The organism is bacterium (genome assembly GCA_037128595.1).
GTDB lineage: Bacteria > Verrucomicrobiota > Kiritimatiellia > CAIKKV01 > CAITUY01 > JAABPW01.
Map to the genome: position 1 here is coordinate 34885 of JBAXWB010000034.1, position 14929 is coordinate 49813.

Below are 14929 nucleotides of genomic sequence, written 5' to 3' on the forward strand. Positions count from 1 at the left end.
ACATTCAACAGAATTAGGATAATCGGACAGAATTCACGGAATGTTTAAAATGGTGACGAGTGTATCCCTTTGTTTTGGCTCTCACTGTGGGGCGGATGTCCCCATCCGCCTTGTTGCCAGTTGGACCCTCATACAGGCGGATGGGGACATCCGCCCCACAACTCAGAGATACACTCAACCTGTGCTTTGCTCTAGTCGGGAATCCCCTTGTTTTTTCCTTTTAACCCCGCACCCGGCCGGGGGCCCCACTAAACCGCTACCTGCCAGAAGAAAGCCTCAAATATGAAGTCAATGCTGAGGAGGTGGAGAAAATAATCGTCCAATTTGAGAAACAACGGCGGAGCACTCAACAGGAAGCAGATTTCACCCTGGCTCAATTGAATCGGGTTAAACGGGACCTGGATAAGATCAAGGCGAAGATCATTCTCCTTGAGGAGCAAGGGGGATAGCCTCCTATCCACGCTGATCATTACCGTTTCGGCTCATCAAATGTGGAACCGAAGTGAGACAGGAAAAACAGTTTCCCGCCTGTCCACCACCCGTCCTTCGGCTTTGCCAGCATCGGGCGCAGGCAGGTCGCCATCTGCAGGGTTACCAACGCCAGGATAAAGAACCATGTCTTAACCCCTGCCGCCTTACGGAATAACGCATGATCCTGCAGTTTCGCAATAAACCCAACCGCGAACGAAACAGCTACACCCCAGATACACACCACCAGCATGGTCACAAACGATACACTTTCCGTCGAAACTGAGAACAACCACGCCACTGGCGCCAGCCCGACCAGGATCAATCCCAACATGGCCAGACAAGCCGCCCCAAGTACAAACGCCCGTGAAAAGGTCAAAGGAGCACCTCCCACACAGGCAAACACATAGAGTGCCGGGTAACAGAGTGCCAACGCGAACAACGCCGTCAACGGCACCTTTACGGCATCCATGAACGCCACCGACCAGCCCCCGAACAGCCCCATCGCCAAACCGAACGTCGCATGGAATACCACGGCGGCGACGAGCAACGTCAGTCCGTTCCGGAGCGGGTTCTGCCCGTTGGCAATCCCCTCCACAACGGTCTCAGGGGATTTCAGCAGTGCCGTTACAATGTTGTCGGGCTTCGGCATATGATCATCATCTAACGGTGGCGGCACCAAATTTCCTGAACCTATTTTTACCGGATCTTCATTCATGGTCGGCTCTCCCTCTTATTTTGCACCCGTCAACAAGTACGGCATTACTTCTCGAAACACAAACTCGTAAAAATTACGATCCAGACAATCCGGCCTGAGCCAGGCGACCGGAAAGAACGGGCTTCCCACAAAAGGCCGGAGGATCCACGACAACTGGCAACCCACGAACGCAAACGCCATTACCCACAATGCGAACAATACACCCGCCGGACAACGGGGGGTCACCACCTGACGCAACCCCTTCAACAGCGCAACGTTACCGCCGAACCCCGCAAGGGACAGAATGATGATGTGGGTGACCAAAATCGAATTATGTGCCGTGCGTAGTTCGTCATGTGAACCCATGACGGGAACACCTGACATCAGGAAAAACAACGCCACAGGGGCCAGGCTCAACAAAATCCAACCGCTGATGGTCATGGCCGCAAACACGGCAAATACGGTCGACCTGAACGAGAGGCCGGATCCCAGCATGCTGGCCGTCATCCAGTTAAATCCGGCAACCAGCGTGGTCGTCCCTAAAAACAGGACAGGCAGTTTGATGGCGACATAGAGGCTCAATTGAGGGGACCGCCACCCCGCCAGGACGGCCCCATAGACGGCACAGGCCATCACGATGAAGGCAGCCAGGTCAATGAGGTCGCCCCACCGGAGATCCTGAGCACGAACATGCTCCCAAAACGCCTCGCGATCTTTTAATAACAAGACAGGCAATACCATTGCTCTTACCATGTCGTCACTTTAACGACATTCAGGGTGCCAGTCACTCCAGGATTTCGTCACTGATAATCCAGAAAATATCACGTGTTTTCCCACCTGTCACTTTCCCTTGCATCGAGTAGTCATATCGCAGTATATTGATGATATCTTAAGGATATTTATATGACCTCAATCGCCATACAAGACTTGAAGCGGCCCCGCGAATTGCGCGAAATGCTAACGCAAGAACACGAGGTGTTTGTGACCAAAGACGGACACCCTTTCGCGATTATGGTCGGCATTGATGCTGATTCTGCTGACGATACCCTGCGGGAGGTGCGCCGTGCCCTATTTTCATCCGTCATACTACGTGCCCGCCGCCGAGCCCGCGGAAAACCGATAACTGAAGCGGAGATCGCTGCGGAGGTGAATGCCGCGCGGAGCGAACGATCCAAATGACACGCATTGTCCTCGACACCAGTGTTCTCGTGTCCGGCATGATCAACGCTTTCGGGGCGCCCGGACGGATCATCGACCTCGTTCGCGAGGGAAACATCGAACTCATCGTGGATGACCGGCTCCTCGCCGAATACACCGACGTACTGAACCGTCCAAAATTCCGGACTTACTTCAACGCTCATGACGTTCGCGACATCCTTATTTTCCTGGAGCAAAATGCGCATTATGTTGTATCCACCATCCATGTGACCAACCTCCCCGATCCCGATGACACCCCTTTTCTGGAGGTTGCCCTCAGTGCCGGCGTGCCGCTCGTTACCGGTAACATGGACGACTTCCCGTCCAAACTTTGTCGTACAGCCGACGTGCTCACTCCCGCCCGCTTCCTCGAACAACTTGACGGCTCGGTGCGCGATCTCAAGGGGGCGCTTCCCAAGCCGCAGCGAACACTCTAATGAATGATATGCGACACCGCCTAAAATCTTTCCTAAAGCTCTACTTCAACAGCCGGTGGGTTCCGACACTCACAACCTTGGCCACCTTCGCCGCATTTGTGATAACCGCATTACCAAGATGGAAACCTCTAACCTCCGTGTCCATCGCCCTCTTCATCGTGATTGGTCTGTCGTTCTTGGGGATGCTCGTGGCGGCCTTGTGGAACCTCGGCCATCGAAGATGGGGCAATGGGGTCGCCAATCTCCTGGCTGTTCCATTGTGCGGAATCGTGGGCTTTTTCGCTGTTGGGTTCATCGTGTTTGCCTCGATGTTCGGCCCGAGTGAAGATGGATTCGGGAAGGATATCGTCATCCCTCCCGACATGAAGCTGGAGATCCCGCTTGGTCCGCAGGCCATCACGAATCGCCCTGCCAGCGACACGGAAGGGATGGCGCTGATAGACTCCTTCTCAACAAACCATGCCGACCATGGAAGCAATGATATCTCCGTTGATATACCCGTGCTCGACGAGTTTGCCGGACAGAACAGGGCTTTGTTATTGCGTCATCTGGCCTCAAGTGCCAAATGGTTTGTCACGAAGGAGCGGGGCAAAATCTATGCCTATCGGAGGTGCGTGATCAACGGCCGGTGGCAGAACAGCCTCAATGGTTTTTATTCCGCCAGCACATTCGACATGTGGGGCAATCAAAGATTCCAGTTCAGAATCATTATCGGCCCTGATGGCCCTGTCATGAGCCATCCCTGGAGAGCCAAGGCGACCGTGGCCAATATATCGAACCGGGTTATCCGAGTGGTGGCTGCCGAAGATAAACGATTCAGTCAGGGCATAGAATCCTATCTGGTATTGGGATCAAAAGGGGCGGCACTGGAGATTTTCGAGCAGTCGCAGAGTCATGATCGCCCCTTCACTCCCTTGACTCTGCAACAGATAGACAGAGAATTAAAAGCTGTTGTTTCATCACCAGTGGCACAGCAACGCGGATTCGATCCATCGTTGATGCCCCCTGAGTCCGTCAAGTCAGGTGATTCTGAGATTCACATCGAGAACGGGATGCAGGGGGGTATTTATTTTGTCCATGCTTACCTGAATCCCGGCGAGCCGGGCTTTGCCTATCTGAAAGTCTTTGAGGCAACCCGGAATACCCCGTTGTCGGCGAGTCGCCTTCCGGAACGTTCAACTGAATATGTCGGTTGGTCCGAGACCCCCGGGGAGCAGTTCCTCTACAGCAGCGAGATCACCGTATATGAAGGTGACTGGGGGGTCTACTATCCCGCCCGGTTTGAACTGTGGTTTGTGCCGGATTCCGGCAAACCTGAACGTAAATTGATCGAGAAGATCTTCAAGATTGAAGGATGGCAAAGATAGAGGGCTACGCCCCCGCTCCTTGACAATCCCTTCCGGAGGAGGAGAATCCGACTTGTGGTGAAGATGGTATTCACGATTCCTGCGATAATCACATGAGAAAAGAAGCAAAAAGATTACTCCTGATGCAGGGTTTCCGGCGGAAGGACATCGAGGACGTTCCTCAACTCGGTGCCTTGGCAAGGTGGACGCCATTGAGTTGTGCTGCTTTCGGAACGGTGGGAATCTGGCTTCAAGGTATCCTTCCCATCGGCGGCTTCCTCTGCCCCTGCGTGATAACGGGCATCACGGGGCTGTGGCTGGGGAGCGGATGGTTCTTCATTGCCCTCGGTCTTCTGACACTTACAGGAGGAATGACTGCCCGGAGTATCTATGACCGCCTTTATAATGCCACCTTGAGACACCTGTTTCGCACACCACCCATCCCCCAGCACGGTTCGCCGAGGAAGTTCGGCTGTGCCATCGGGGGGATCATGTATGTCTTGAGCGGCATAGGGTTCCTTCTCGGCAACTACTGGCTGGCGTTCATCCCTGCTGTGTTCATGGTCGTATTCGCGACGATAGCGGGATTGACCCAATGGTGTTTTGCCTCCGCCATCTATGCCTGGCTATTTGAACGGGAACATGACCCAAAGGCAGGTTGCCGGAACTGATCGAAAACTGAAGACAGGTCTCTATGGAACAGAAGGAAATCAACCAAGCGGAGTGGAGTGATCCCGCGAACTGGTCCTGTGGCTTCTACTTCAGCAAGAAGGACAGCCGGACATGGGTGCCGAAGTCAATCCCGTGGATGGGCTGGACGCTGAACATCGGTAAACCGGCAGGGGCGTGCTGGCTGTTGGGGTTCATCATCGGCCTGCCTGTCCTCATCATTCTGCTCTCGTAATCATTGCACCAGAACCCCTGCCCCCTGAGGATCTCGCCAGGTCGTGAACGTGTACAGGGTCTCGGGACTGCAATTGACGCCTACGAGGTGGACACGGGCCTTTAGGAAACTGAGTTGAGGGCGGTAAAATGACACGGGCATTGGATGCAAAACACTATCTGCTGGGTTTGTCTCTGAGAAAGGACAAGGTACCGTCCTTTACCGACTACCCTTACTGCCTTCCCGTAATCCGCAACTTGACCAACCTCGAGTTCCATCCCAGCGTGACCTTCATCGTCGGGGAGAACGGCACAGGGAAGTCGACCCTGCTGGAGGCCATCGCGGTGGCTTCGGGCTTCAACCCGGAAGGCGGGAGCAGGAATTTCAACTTCTCGACCAGGGCTTCGCATTCCCCGTTGCACGAGGTGTTGAACCTGAGCAGGGGGATCAAGCGACCGAGGGATGGCTTCTTTCTCCGGGCGGAGAGCTTCTTCAATGTGGCCACCGAAATTGAGCGGCTGGGCGTATCAGACTCCTATGGCGGACGGTCGCTTCATGAACTCTCCCATGGCGAATCATTCCTGACTTTGGTTATGGAGCGTTTCCGAGGGAATGGGCTATATCTTCTGGATGAGCCGGAGGCCGCCCTCTCTCCCAGCAGGCAACTTGCTCTGCTCAGCCGATTGCATCAACTGGTCAAATTGAACTCCCAGTTCATCATCGCCACCCATTCGCCCATCCTGATGGCCTACCCGGATGCGGTGATATATTCCCTGACGGAGCAGGCGATCACCCAGGTGCGTTACACGGACACCGAGCACTTTGCCGTGACCCGTGAGTTCCTGAACAGGCATGAAGCCATGCTGAAGGACCTTCTCGAAGAATGAGTTTGTCTAGAGATGAAACGTTTAATCCAATTTCTGATAATGACTGTTGTTGCCATGCTGGCCATCGGGTGGCTTTTTGCCGTGATCGTATTTGCTCCAGAACCATGGCAAACCAGACCGTGGACCCTATGGGAGGAATGTGCACGAGTGCTCATCACGATACTCGGCTGGCCTCTGTGGGCTGGAATGGTATTGCTTTTCCGTCTTGGCATGAGAATTCCCGAATGGGTTGCCGTCCCGCTCTTTATCACCCTCTACATTCTGAGCGGGGTATTCTGGGCGACAACAATTCAGGCGGTCATCAGCCGACTAAAGACAAAAAATGACTGGGTGTGGCGACCATGGAAAAGGCACCCGTGAACTGCACCGGTGAAGGGGCACCGGTCAGGTGGAGATTTTTCTGGCTGGTTGCCGCGTTGGAATCCGAATGTTCCCGTACGGAATTTCTCTTAAGCGGACGGTTGCCTCCCTCCCTTTTTACTTTTTCAACATTGTCAGTTTCCTGAAGAAGTCCTCCAACACTTCTGTTGTGATGTAATGTGGATCGATTTTATGGATGCAGGTTGCGGGGAGGTCACTCGTGTTCCCTCCATTCCAACACCAATTCCTGCATTTCCTTGACACTTATCGCCAACATCTCGGCGGCCCTGCTGACACTGATCTCGTCTTTTTCAAGTGCCTTGCGAACTAGCCGGTCAAACCTATCCTCGTAGAAGTCATATTCGGTCAGGCGGTCGGGCTCCTGGCTTGGTTGGGTGGCAGCCATCGTGGTCGCCTGTGAATCCGGCTCATGCTTGTAGCTCAATTCCTTGCCGAACCTGCTCTTGTAGGCCGATGAGAACTGCCAGAAGATCTTTTTCCTGTCAGCCTGCTTGAGTTCACAAAGGCGGAAAAGGACGGTCATCCAGCTGACACGGAATGCCCTCTTGGTCTTCAGCACCCGATCAACCCAGTGAAGGCCACGGTTGCGAGACCATTCGTCCTGGAACTGTTTGCTCGGCATGAGAAAGTATGATGCGAAAATGTCAGCCTCATGCTCCTCGTTGCTGTCCTCCGTTTCGACAGTAGGGTCGAAGGAGTTGCGATGAAGGATCAAGTGGCCAAGCTCATGGGCTGCCGTGAAGATCCGCCGTTCGACCGGAATGGTGGAAAGGGTATTGACCACGACGGCAGGTCCGCCATCGGCCTTGCCGACGGAGAAACCGGAGAATCCTTTGATGTTGGACTGAAGAACACGAACTTTGACCCCCCCGGCTTCAAGAATGTCGCATATATCAGGAAGACAGTCCGAGCATTCGACATGAAAATCCTCACGACGGACTTCTTCTGCCAAGGTTGCTATATCTGAGTTAGCCCTGCTCTTCGACGTTAGGACGGAAGAAATTCGGTCATCCAGCATGTTTTCAAGTTCCTTGAAGTCCGTCAGCCAGTTTAGGGTATCCGTAACCAGTTGAGTCCTTTCTGCCCGCTCCTGGGCAGACAGTCCTTTGTGGGCTCGGAAGCGAAGCGTGGTCGGTTGGGGTACGGGCGTAGCCAATGCGAGGATATCTACCCCCAAGGCCCCTGCAATGGCATCCAGAGTGCCTGAGCGAGGTACCGAAGAACCCGTTTCAATGTTCCTGTAGGCCACCCTGCTGATGCCGGCGGCGGCCGCGATCTCATCCTGAGTCTTTCCCTTAATACTGCGAAGGCGACGAAGATTGATGGATATGACGCTGTTCATTTGATTTCCCTGGTTGCTATTCACTGAAACCAGTATGTCACAACTTGTCATTTTGTCAATATAAAGAGATAATGACAAGTTATCGATATCCCGCATATTGTATTCGAATAACATAGAGCTCATCATTGAAGGCCCCTTGCCTTGACAAACCCTTCCAGAGGAGGAGAATCCTACTCGTCAAGCACAGGAGGTTTTCACCATGTTCAAAAACTTTATTCTCATGTGTTGCCTATTGTCTGGGATGACTGCGGGTGCCATCGCCGCTGGAGAGTCTCAGACCAACGCATCACCGGAGGCTGTCATTGCCACGGCGACCGAGGCAATTGGACGTGATCCCGGCAACGCACGGAACTATTACACCCGGGGGAAGGCCTACAGGAGACTGGGTAGGCTGGGTTTGGCGTTGGCCGACATCAACAAGGCCATCGGGATTGACCCGAAGCAGTCAGAGTGGTACGCGGATAGAAGCGGCCTGTACCTAGGGTTGAGTGCTGAAGACATGTATCTTGGAAGCACGAACAGCCATTTTCACCAGGACAAGAGCGATCTGGCGTTGGCCGACATCAACAAGGCCATTGAACTTGATTCGCGGAATCCCCGCGTGTATGTGCAGAGGGGCCTCATTCAAGCTACGTATGGTAAATTTGAACAGGGACAGGCTGACTACCAGAAGGCCATTGAATTGGCTCCCACAAATTCACGTTCCTATCGAGACAGGTCACAATTCTACGGTCTCTGGAGTGCTCAGGCCATGATGTCAGGCGACTGTGATCGAGCACAAGTTACTGACAAGTTGGCCGAAGCCGACATGAACAGGGCTGTAGAACTTGCCCCAGGCGATATTGACACCCTGCTTTTCCGTGCCGAGTTCTATTCCTCAAGGAACTGGGAGCGGGCACTGGCCGATTACAGGAAGGTCATCGCTCTTGATCCATCATCGGCATTTCCCCACCGCAGACTGGCTACCATGTATTCAGTACGGGGCGAGAACTCACTTGCCCTTGCCGAGTTCAACAAGGCAGTCGAGGTCGAGCCAGGGAAGTCGATGTCCTACTGCGAGCGAGGCGGTTACTACTCCCGCCAAGGCAAACATGAGTTGGCCCTTGCCGACCTGAACAAGGCGATAGAAATCGACCCCAAGAGCGGGATGGCCTACGCAGAACGGGCCAAGCTCAAGGCTATGCAAGGCCAATATGACAGTGCTCTGGGGGATTGGACAACTGCTGCAACCCTTGTCCCAGATAGCAAGTACTATCAGCGGGAGAGGGATAAATGTGAGTTAAGGGCAAAAGGAAAGCAGTCGTTGACCAAGGGGAAACCATGACCTGTGCCGAGCCCTCAAACGCAAACTGATACGATCATGACACGCGAAACCCCACCCCCTATGCCGGTTGATGACACCCCCCTGACAAGAACGCCTAACCTACTCACCACTGTGGTGGTCGCAGCAATCGCGTTGTTGGTCTACCTGTCAGCGGCTATGTTCATCAAGCCATTCAAGAGCCCCGCCTGGAGCATGAGTCCGACAATACGGCCCCATGACCGCTTCTACATCGAGAAACTGACCTATATGTTTCATGATCCGCAACGGGGTGACATTATCGTGTTCAGGACAGATGGTATTCCAACCCCTGGAGTAATAAAGTCCACCTACTATTTCAAGCGGGTTGCCGGGATACCGGGTGACAGGATCGGGATCGTTCCGCCCAATCTCATCGTCAATGGCCAACCACTCAAGGAGCCTGCCATATTTGCCACAATCTCTTCATGCCGGGGCGGGTATGGAGGGTTTTCCCCTGCGGATCCCGTCACCCCGGGGGCTCTCCTGACTTCGCCGACCAATGAGGTTTTCCTTGGCGAAGGGGAGTTCTATGTCCTGGGTGACAACACGAGAAACAGCTGGGATAGCCGATACTGGGGGCCTGTACCCCGAAAGAACATCGTCGGTCGTGTAATCGCTATTTATTGGCCGCTTAACAGGCTCCAAACCGTGACCAGTAATGGCCCCACTCTACCATCTATCCTGCCTGGAGAATCCATGACGAATTAAGTAGATGACCGTGACTAGATACATCTTATCGAAGATACGACTGAGTTGAGGACGACGAAATGACACGGGCACTGGATGCAAAACACTATCTGCTGGGTTTGTCTCTGAGAAAGGACAAGGTACCGTCCTTTACCGACTACCCTTACTGTCTCCCCGTGATCCGCAACTTGACCACCATCGAGTTCCACCCCAGCGTAACCTTCATCGTCGGAGAGAACGGCACAGGGAAGTCGACCTTGCTGGAGGCCATCGCGGTGGCTTCGGGCTTCAACCCTGAAGGCGGGAGCAGGAATTTCAACTTCTCGACCAGAGCCTCGCATTCCCCGCTGCACGAGGTGTTGAACCTGAGCAGGGGGATCAAGCGACCGAGGGACGGCTTCTTCCTCCGCGCGGAGAGCTTCTTCAATGTGGCCACGGAAATTGAGCGGCTCGATGCTGAGCCATTCGGAGGACCGCCAATCATTGCTTCTTACGGGGGTGTCTCACTGCACGAGCAGTCCCATGGGGAATCCTTCTTCACGTTGATCACCAAAAGATTCGGTGGGAATGGACTCTATCTTCTGGATGAGCCGGAGGCCGCCCTCTCTCCCAGCAGGCAACTTGCTCTGCTCAGCCGATTGCATCAACTGGTCAAATTGAACTCCCAGTTCATCATCGCCACCCATTCGCCCATCCTGATGGCCTACCCGGATGCGGTGATATATTCCCTGACGGAGCAGGCGATCACCAAGGTGCGGTATACGGACACCGAGCACTATGCCGTTACCCGTGAATTCCTGAACAGGCACGAAACCATACTCAAGGAACTTCTCGGGGAATAGACGAGATATGCGTGATTTCTTCAAATTGAGGATCAGGCCTTGGGGGTTCCTGACGGCGGCAGGCTTCCTTGGCCTTCTGGGATCGCTTGCAGGTTTCCTTGGCCGGCACGCCTGGTGGTTGGACATCGGCGCTCATTTCCGTGTCCAATACACCATGCTGTTTGCCGTGCTCGCTGCCTGTTACCTGGCGGGCAAGAAACGGAGATGGGCACTTGCCTACCTTTTGCTGGCGGCCATCAACTTTATCCCCGTGGCGGCCTATCGTTTCCCGACAAGGGAGTACGATAGGGTCAAAGGGCCATCCATGAAGGTAGCCCTGATGAACGTCAACACCCAGATGGGCAAGCCTGACGAGGTGGCCAGGTTCCTGCAACAGGAGAACCCTGATGTGGTCATTCTGGAGGAGATCAACGACGACTGGATGAGACGCCTCGCCCCTTCCTTGAACAGTTATCCTGGCCGGATCGTCCAGACCAGGGATGACAATTTCGGCATCGGTGTGTTCGCCCGGACTGGGATCCTCTCGACTCAGGTGGTCTATTTCGGCACGGCGGATCTCCCATCGATCGTTACCACGATGGACCTTGGAGGACAACCATTCACCCTCGTCGCAACCCATCCCCTGCCTCCCGGAGGGGCTGAATACTCACGGTTGAGGAATGAGCAGCTTGACTGCGTGGCTGGCTATGTCAAAACGAACAACGGCCCCCTGATCCTCCTTGGTGATCTCAACATCACCCCCTGGTCACCCATCTATGGGGATTTTATCAGGAGGAGTGGACTGGAGAACAGTTCCCGGGGAAAGGCCATTCACCCGTCCTGGCCGTCATTCTCGCCCCTGTTCCTCATCCCCATCGACCACTGCCTGCACAACACGGGCATTGCCATCAAGTCGGAGCGGGTCGGCAGGTCCGTCGGTTCCGACCATTTACCGGTGATTGTGGAGTTCGGCCTGAAGGAGAGGAGTGACTTGTTGCCGTGGCACACTCGAATCTATTCAGATGGCCATGCCCTCGCCAGAGCCATTTATGATCAGGCGTCTGCCCTGGCGAAGGATCGGTCGTTGGAGTCCGGTTTCGCTCCCCTGTTGACTAACACGAAAGTGATTTATGTCGACCTGGATGGGACGGAAATTACCGTCCGGGACATGGCGTTCACAATCCTCAATGAAGCACATGAGGTGGGTCTGCCGGAGGGGGCAACGCGATCAAAACTGATCTGTTGCTGCACGGATCGTGGCGAGATCCTTTACAGGGCTCACATCCCCGTGATCTCTGACGAAGAATTCAGGGAGACGATATCCTCCCTGAAGAAAACCACTCCCGATACTCTGTTGGATCGTTTTGGCCACCCCGACGGCACTGTTGACCATGTGCGGTTGTGGCAAGCCCTCGGGATGAAGGGAGACAGCAGGCTGTTTGAGAAACCACCAAAAGCCGAAGTGCTTACCCTCACTCCACGAATTTCGATCCTCTCCTTGATTGACATATGGCCATCCAATTGCCAGTTCCTGATCTTCAAGTGTAGCACAAAGGGAAATTGGAAATTTGCCGGGAGTGTGGATGTGAAGGATGCCCATTATGAGGTGCCGGAGTGTGAGTACATTTCGATCTCGAATCGCGAATGGGTGACTATTACGCATGTCACGGAGTATGGCACAGGCGTCTTCATGAGAGGGCAGGACTGGCATCCATTGGACGATGTCAGCAAGATTGACCTGTCATATATGTCTTTTGCCAGGTTCTACTCTGAAGGTGACCATTTCACTGCCCCAGGGATGCTCGACGAGTATGAGGTATCACAGATTGAAGGGGACATCTCGCAGGGATTGGCGGAAGTGACGGTATTGCATACGATCACCAAGAAATCGGTCGACGACAAGAATAATGAGGCGGTAATCAGTCAGAGAAAAGTTCACACGAGATTTGTATGGTCTCCCAAGGGAATACGGTTTGTGCTGTCAGGGACACTCCCGGATCCAGCCATCATGCCTTAGCAATCTTGTCCTGACTCCAATCCGATTGGGACCCTCCTCCTTGACAATCCCTCCCGGAGGAGGAGAATCCGGGGATGCCGATAAAGGAGATATCATGACCAGACACATCAATCTGATAGAAGGAATCGCATGAAACTGTTCGGAATGTTGATTACATGCCTGATGTTGATCGCCATGCCGGTCATCTGTTCTGCCGACTACGTTGCCCCATACGGTTACACCCTCGCCAATGGACGGGCTACCATTATATCCTGCGATTCCTCCTACACAGGGGAATTGGCGATCACCAACATGTTGGGCGGTTGTCCCGTCACCGCCATTGCACCTTTGGCGTTTTATGGTCTGTCAGGGCTGACAAAGGTGGTCATCCCCGATAGTGTCGTCGATATACAATTTGATTCGTTCAATCAATGCTGGATGACTGATGTCGTCATCGGAAAGAACGTCGCGAACATTGGCTACAGGGCATTCAACCAGTGCTACAATCTAAAAAATATAAACATTCCCAACAGCACGACCAATATCAGCTACAAAGCCTTCCGTTACTGCTTCTCGGTTCCCCGTGCTGTTATCGGAAGCTCCGTTGTGACGATTGGGAGTAATGCGTTTGATTATTGCAGCGGGCTGCAGAAAGTCTATTTCACCGGCAATACTCCTGCTCCGGGGGCATCATTGTTCGGTGACTCTTCAAGTGCCACGGTCTACTATATGCCTGACACTATCGGATGGACCAATACCTATGCCGGTCGTCCTGCCGTTTTGTGGAATCCTCACGCGAATGCAGATTCCAAGTTTGGTGTTAGCACCAACGGATTCGGGTTCACCATTGCAGGAACCAGCAACCTGGAGATCGTGGTACAAGTCTGCACGAACCTGGGCAGTCCAAACTGGTCGGATGTGAAAACCAACACCCTCACGAGTGGTTCGGCTTATTTCAGTGATTCCTCCTGGACGAACCGCCCTTCCCGTTTCTACCGGTTCAGTGCCCCGTGAAATCCATGCAGATGGTTCATGCCCTGGCAAGTATCATACGCGGGTATCAGGGCACAACTGGTGCAAATGGGATGGTCTCCCGTCGTGATGAAGATCTGGGATGACGAGCAGCGGGCAGGGCAGTATGTGATCATGAAGAGGAAATGCAGGAAAGGTGAGCAGTTGGGCTATTTGGGGACGTTGATATGGTGATCACCCGATTGGAAATGCCTCTCCCTTGACAATCCCTCCCGGAGGAGGAGAATCCGATGATAAGAGTAAAGGAGAAGACCATGACCAGATACCTCACCTTGTTGACAACCCTTGTTCTCGGAGTCGCCATCAGTGGGTGTAGGACATCACCTCCTTGCACAGTGATGCCTCAAAACAATCAGACCATGATGCAATTGGCTGAAGCCGGCATGTATCTGTCAGTCCTCAAAGATGCTGGCGTGCTTCCTGAATTAAAGCAGAAAGGTGAACACGGAAACATCGAGACGATGCCTGTCGTGAACCCGTCGCAGACCGCTTTCTATCCGTTCTCCGCCAGGCTTGCAGTGAATTTGAACGACAGGGATGCCATCTACTGGTTCATCGTCGAGAAACAGGAAGAAACTGCGGAGTGGAGCGTCATCAGGATCTGGAAGACCGACAAGAAGAGCCATGTCTTGAATAACAATTTAACCCTCCCGGACAGCTCCGCTCAGGCAGAAGCAAATGCCAAGGTGAGGCAGGGAATGAAGGAATGGATGACGTCCCAACCTGCTTCTCAACCTGCCCGGTAAGATGCCGTCATGGGTGAGTCCCGAGTATGGGTGCCAGCTCGGCAGGCGGTGGCTCAGCAGGCGGTTGTTGAGTTGCTGGATTGTTAGTTGTTGAGGCCGGAGGCGTTGGGCCCTCAATCACAGGAGACTCTGGGACTGGATCTGGTGTCACCGTCTCAACTGGTGTTTCGGGTTCCGGTTCGGCCTCAGGCTCAGGTGCCGGCCTTTCTTCTGCTGGCGCCTCGACGGCAGGGACAGACACCGGCGGCTCGGCAGGCGGTGTCTGAGTTGCTGGGTCGGTGGTTGTTGAGGCCGGAGGCGGCTCAGGATCCGGGTCCGGTGTCACCGGCTCCATGGGGATGACGGTTTCCGGTTCGGCCTCAGGCTCTGGTACCGGCCTTTCTTCAGCTGGCACCTCGACGGCAGGGACAGACACCGGCGGCTCGGCCGGCGGTGTCTGAGTTGTTGGGTTGTTAGTCGTTGAGGCCGGAGGCGGTGGGTCCTCAATCGCAGGCGGCTCAGGCTCCGAATCCGGTGTCGCCGGTTCCTCGGGGGTCACGGGTTCCGGTTCGGCCTCGGGCTCGGGTGCCGGCCTTTCTTCTGCTGGCGCCTCGACGGCAGGGACAGACACCGGCGGCTCGGCGGACGGTGGCTGAGTTGCTGGGTCGGTAGGTGTTGAGACCGGAGG

Annotated in this window: 17 protein-coding genes; 13 read left to right on the forward strand and 4 right to left on the reverse strand. The window is 54.3% G+C overall.

Features of this window, described 5'->3' with window-relative positions:
• Positions 1–469: 469 nt before the first annotated feature.
• Together WCS52_17050 and WCS52_17055 are read right to left on the reverse strand one after the other, a co-directional pair.
• Positions 470–1186, reverse strand: a complete 717-nt coding sequence (locus tag WCS52_17050) for a hypothetical protein (protein ID MEI6168891.1) — start codon at positions 1184–1186, stop codon at positions 470–472.
• A 15-nt stretch (positions 1187–1201) separates the two neighbouring features.
• The gene (locus WCS52_17055) at positions 1202–1918 is read right to left on the reverse strand and encodes a hypothetical protein (protein MEI6168892.1); all 717 of its coding nucleotides are present in this window, start codon (positions 1916–1918) and stop codon (positions 1202–1204) included.
• A 150-nt stretch (positions 1919–2068) separates the two neighbouring features.
• Between WCS52_17055 and WCS52_17060 the strand changes: the two genes are divergently transcribed.
• The 7 genes from WCS52_17060 to WCS52_17090 all read left to right on the forward strand — a co-directional run bounded on the left by WCS52_17060 (position 2069) and on the right by WCS52_17090 (position 6275).
• On the forward strand, positions 2069–2344 hold the full coding sequence (locus tag WCS52_17060) for a hypothetical protein (protein MEI6168893.1): 276 nt from the start codon (positions 2069–2071) through the stop codon (positions 2342–2344).
• Positions 2341–2799, forward strand: a complete 459-nt coding sequence (locus WCS52_17065) for a putative toxin-antitoxin system toxin component, PIN family (protein ID MEI6168894.1) — start codon at positions 2341–2343, stop codon at positions 2797–2799. Before WCS52_17060 ends, WCS52_17065 begins: the two co-directional genes overlap by 4 nt.
• A gap of 137 nt (positions 2800–2936) precedes the next feature.
• The gene (locus WCS52_17070) at positions 2937–4166 is read left to right on the forward strand and encodes a hypothetical protein (protein ID MEI6168895.1); all 1230 of its coding nucleotides are present in this window, start codon (positions 2937–2939) and stop codon (positions 4164–4166) included.
• Between the two features lie 92 nt (positions 4167–4258).
• The gene (locus WCS52_17075; GenBank protein MEI6168896.1) at positions 4259–4816 is read left to right on the forward strand and encodes a DUF4395 family protein; all 558 of its coding nucleotides are present in this window, start codon (positions 4259–4261) and stop codon (positions 4814–4816) included.
• A gap of 23 nt (positions 4817–4839) precedes the next feature.
• Positions 4840–5049 carry a DUF5808 domain-containing protein gene (locus WCS52_17080; protein ID MEI6168897.1) on the forward strand — a complete coding sequence of 70 codons (210 nt, stop codon included), beginning with the start codon at positions 4840–4842 and terminating at the stop codon, positions 5047–5049.
• Positions 5050–5177: 128 nt separating this feature from the next.
• Positions 5178–5915 (forward strand): AAA family ATPase, encoded by a 738-nt coding sequence (locus WCS52_17085; GenBank protein MEI6168898.1) that lies wholly within the window; start codon positions 5178–5180, stop codon positions 5913–5915.
• A 12-nt stretch (positions 5916–5927) separates the two neighbouring features.
• The gene (locus WCS52_17090; GenBank protein MEI6168899.1) at positions 5928–6275 is read left to right on the forward strand and encodes a hypothetical protein; all 348 of its coding nucleotides are present in this window, start codon (positions 5928–5930) and stop codon (positions 6273–6275) included.
• Between the two features lie 214 nt (positions 6276–6489).
• Here WCS52_17090 and WCS52_17095 read toward each other — a convergent pair whose 3' ends face one another.
• Positions 6490–7638, reverse strand: a complete 1149-nt coding sequence (locus WCS52_17095) for an XRE family transcriptional regulator (GenBank protein MEI6168900.1) — start codon at positions 7636–7638, stop codon at positions 6490–6492.
• Positions 7639–7879: 241 nt separating this feature from the next.
• On the opposite strand from WCS52_17095, the gene WCS52_17100 reads away from it, so the two are divergent.
• The 6 genes from WCS52_17100 to WCS52_17125 all read left to right on the forward strand — a co-directional run bounded on the left by WCS52_17100 (position 7880) and on the right by WCS52_17125 (position 14262).
• Complete coding sequence (locus WCS52_17100; protein ID MEI6168901.1) at positions 7880–8962, forward strand: tetratricopeptide repeat protein; 1083 nt, start codon at positions 7880–7882, stop codon at positions 8960–8962.
• Between the two features lie 36 nt (positions 8963–8998).
• Positions 8999–9688 carry a signal peptidase I gene (gene lepB / locus WCS52_17105; protein ID MEI6168902.1) on the forward strand — a complete coding sequence of 230 codons (690 nt, stop codon included), beginning with the start codon at positions 8999–9001 and terminating at the stop codon, positions 9686–9688.
• 71 nt (positions 9689–9759) lie between these two features.
• Positions 9760–10509 carry an AAA family ATPase gene (locus WCS52_17110; GenBank protein MEI6168903.1) on the forward strand — a complete coding sequence of 250 codons (750 nt, stop codon included), beginning with the start codon at positions 9760–9762 and terminating at the stop codon, positions 10507–10509.
• A 7-nt stretch (positions 10510–10516) separates the two neighbouring features.
• On the forward strand, positions 10517–12505 hold the full coding sequence (locus WCS52_17115; protein MEI6168904.1) for an endonuclease/exonuclease/phosphatase family protein: 1989 nt from the start codon (positions 10517–10519) through the stop codon (positions 12503–12505).
• Between the two features lie 129 nt (positions 12506–12634).
• On the forward strand, positions 12635–13498 hold the full coding sequence (locus WCS52_17120) for a leucine-rich repeat domain-containing protein (protein MEI6168905.1): 864 nt from the start codon (positions 12635–12637) through the stop codon (positions 13496–13498).
• Positions 13499–13875: 377 nt separating this feature from the next.
• A complete protein-coding gene (locus WCS52_17125; protein ID MEI6168906.1) occupies positions 13876–14262 on the forward strand; it encodes a hypothetical protein in 387 nt (128 codons plus the stop codon).
• Between the two features lie 7 nt (positions 14263–14269).
• Here the strand turns inward: WCS52_17125 and WCS52_17130 are convergent.
• On the reverse strand, positions 14270–14929 hold a 660-nt coding region (locus WCS52_17130), incomplete at its 5' end, for a hypothetical protein (protein MEI6168907.1).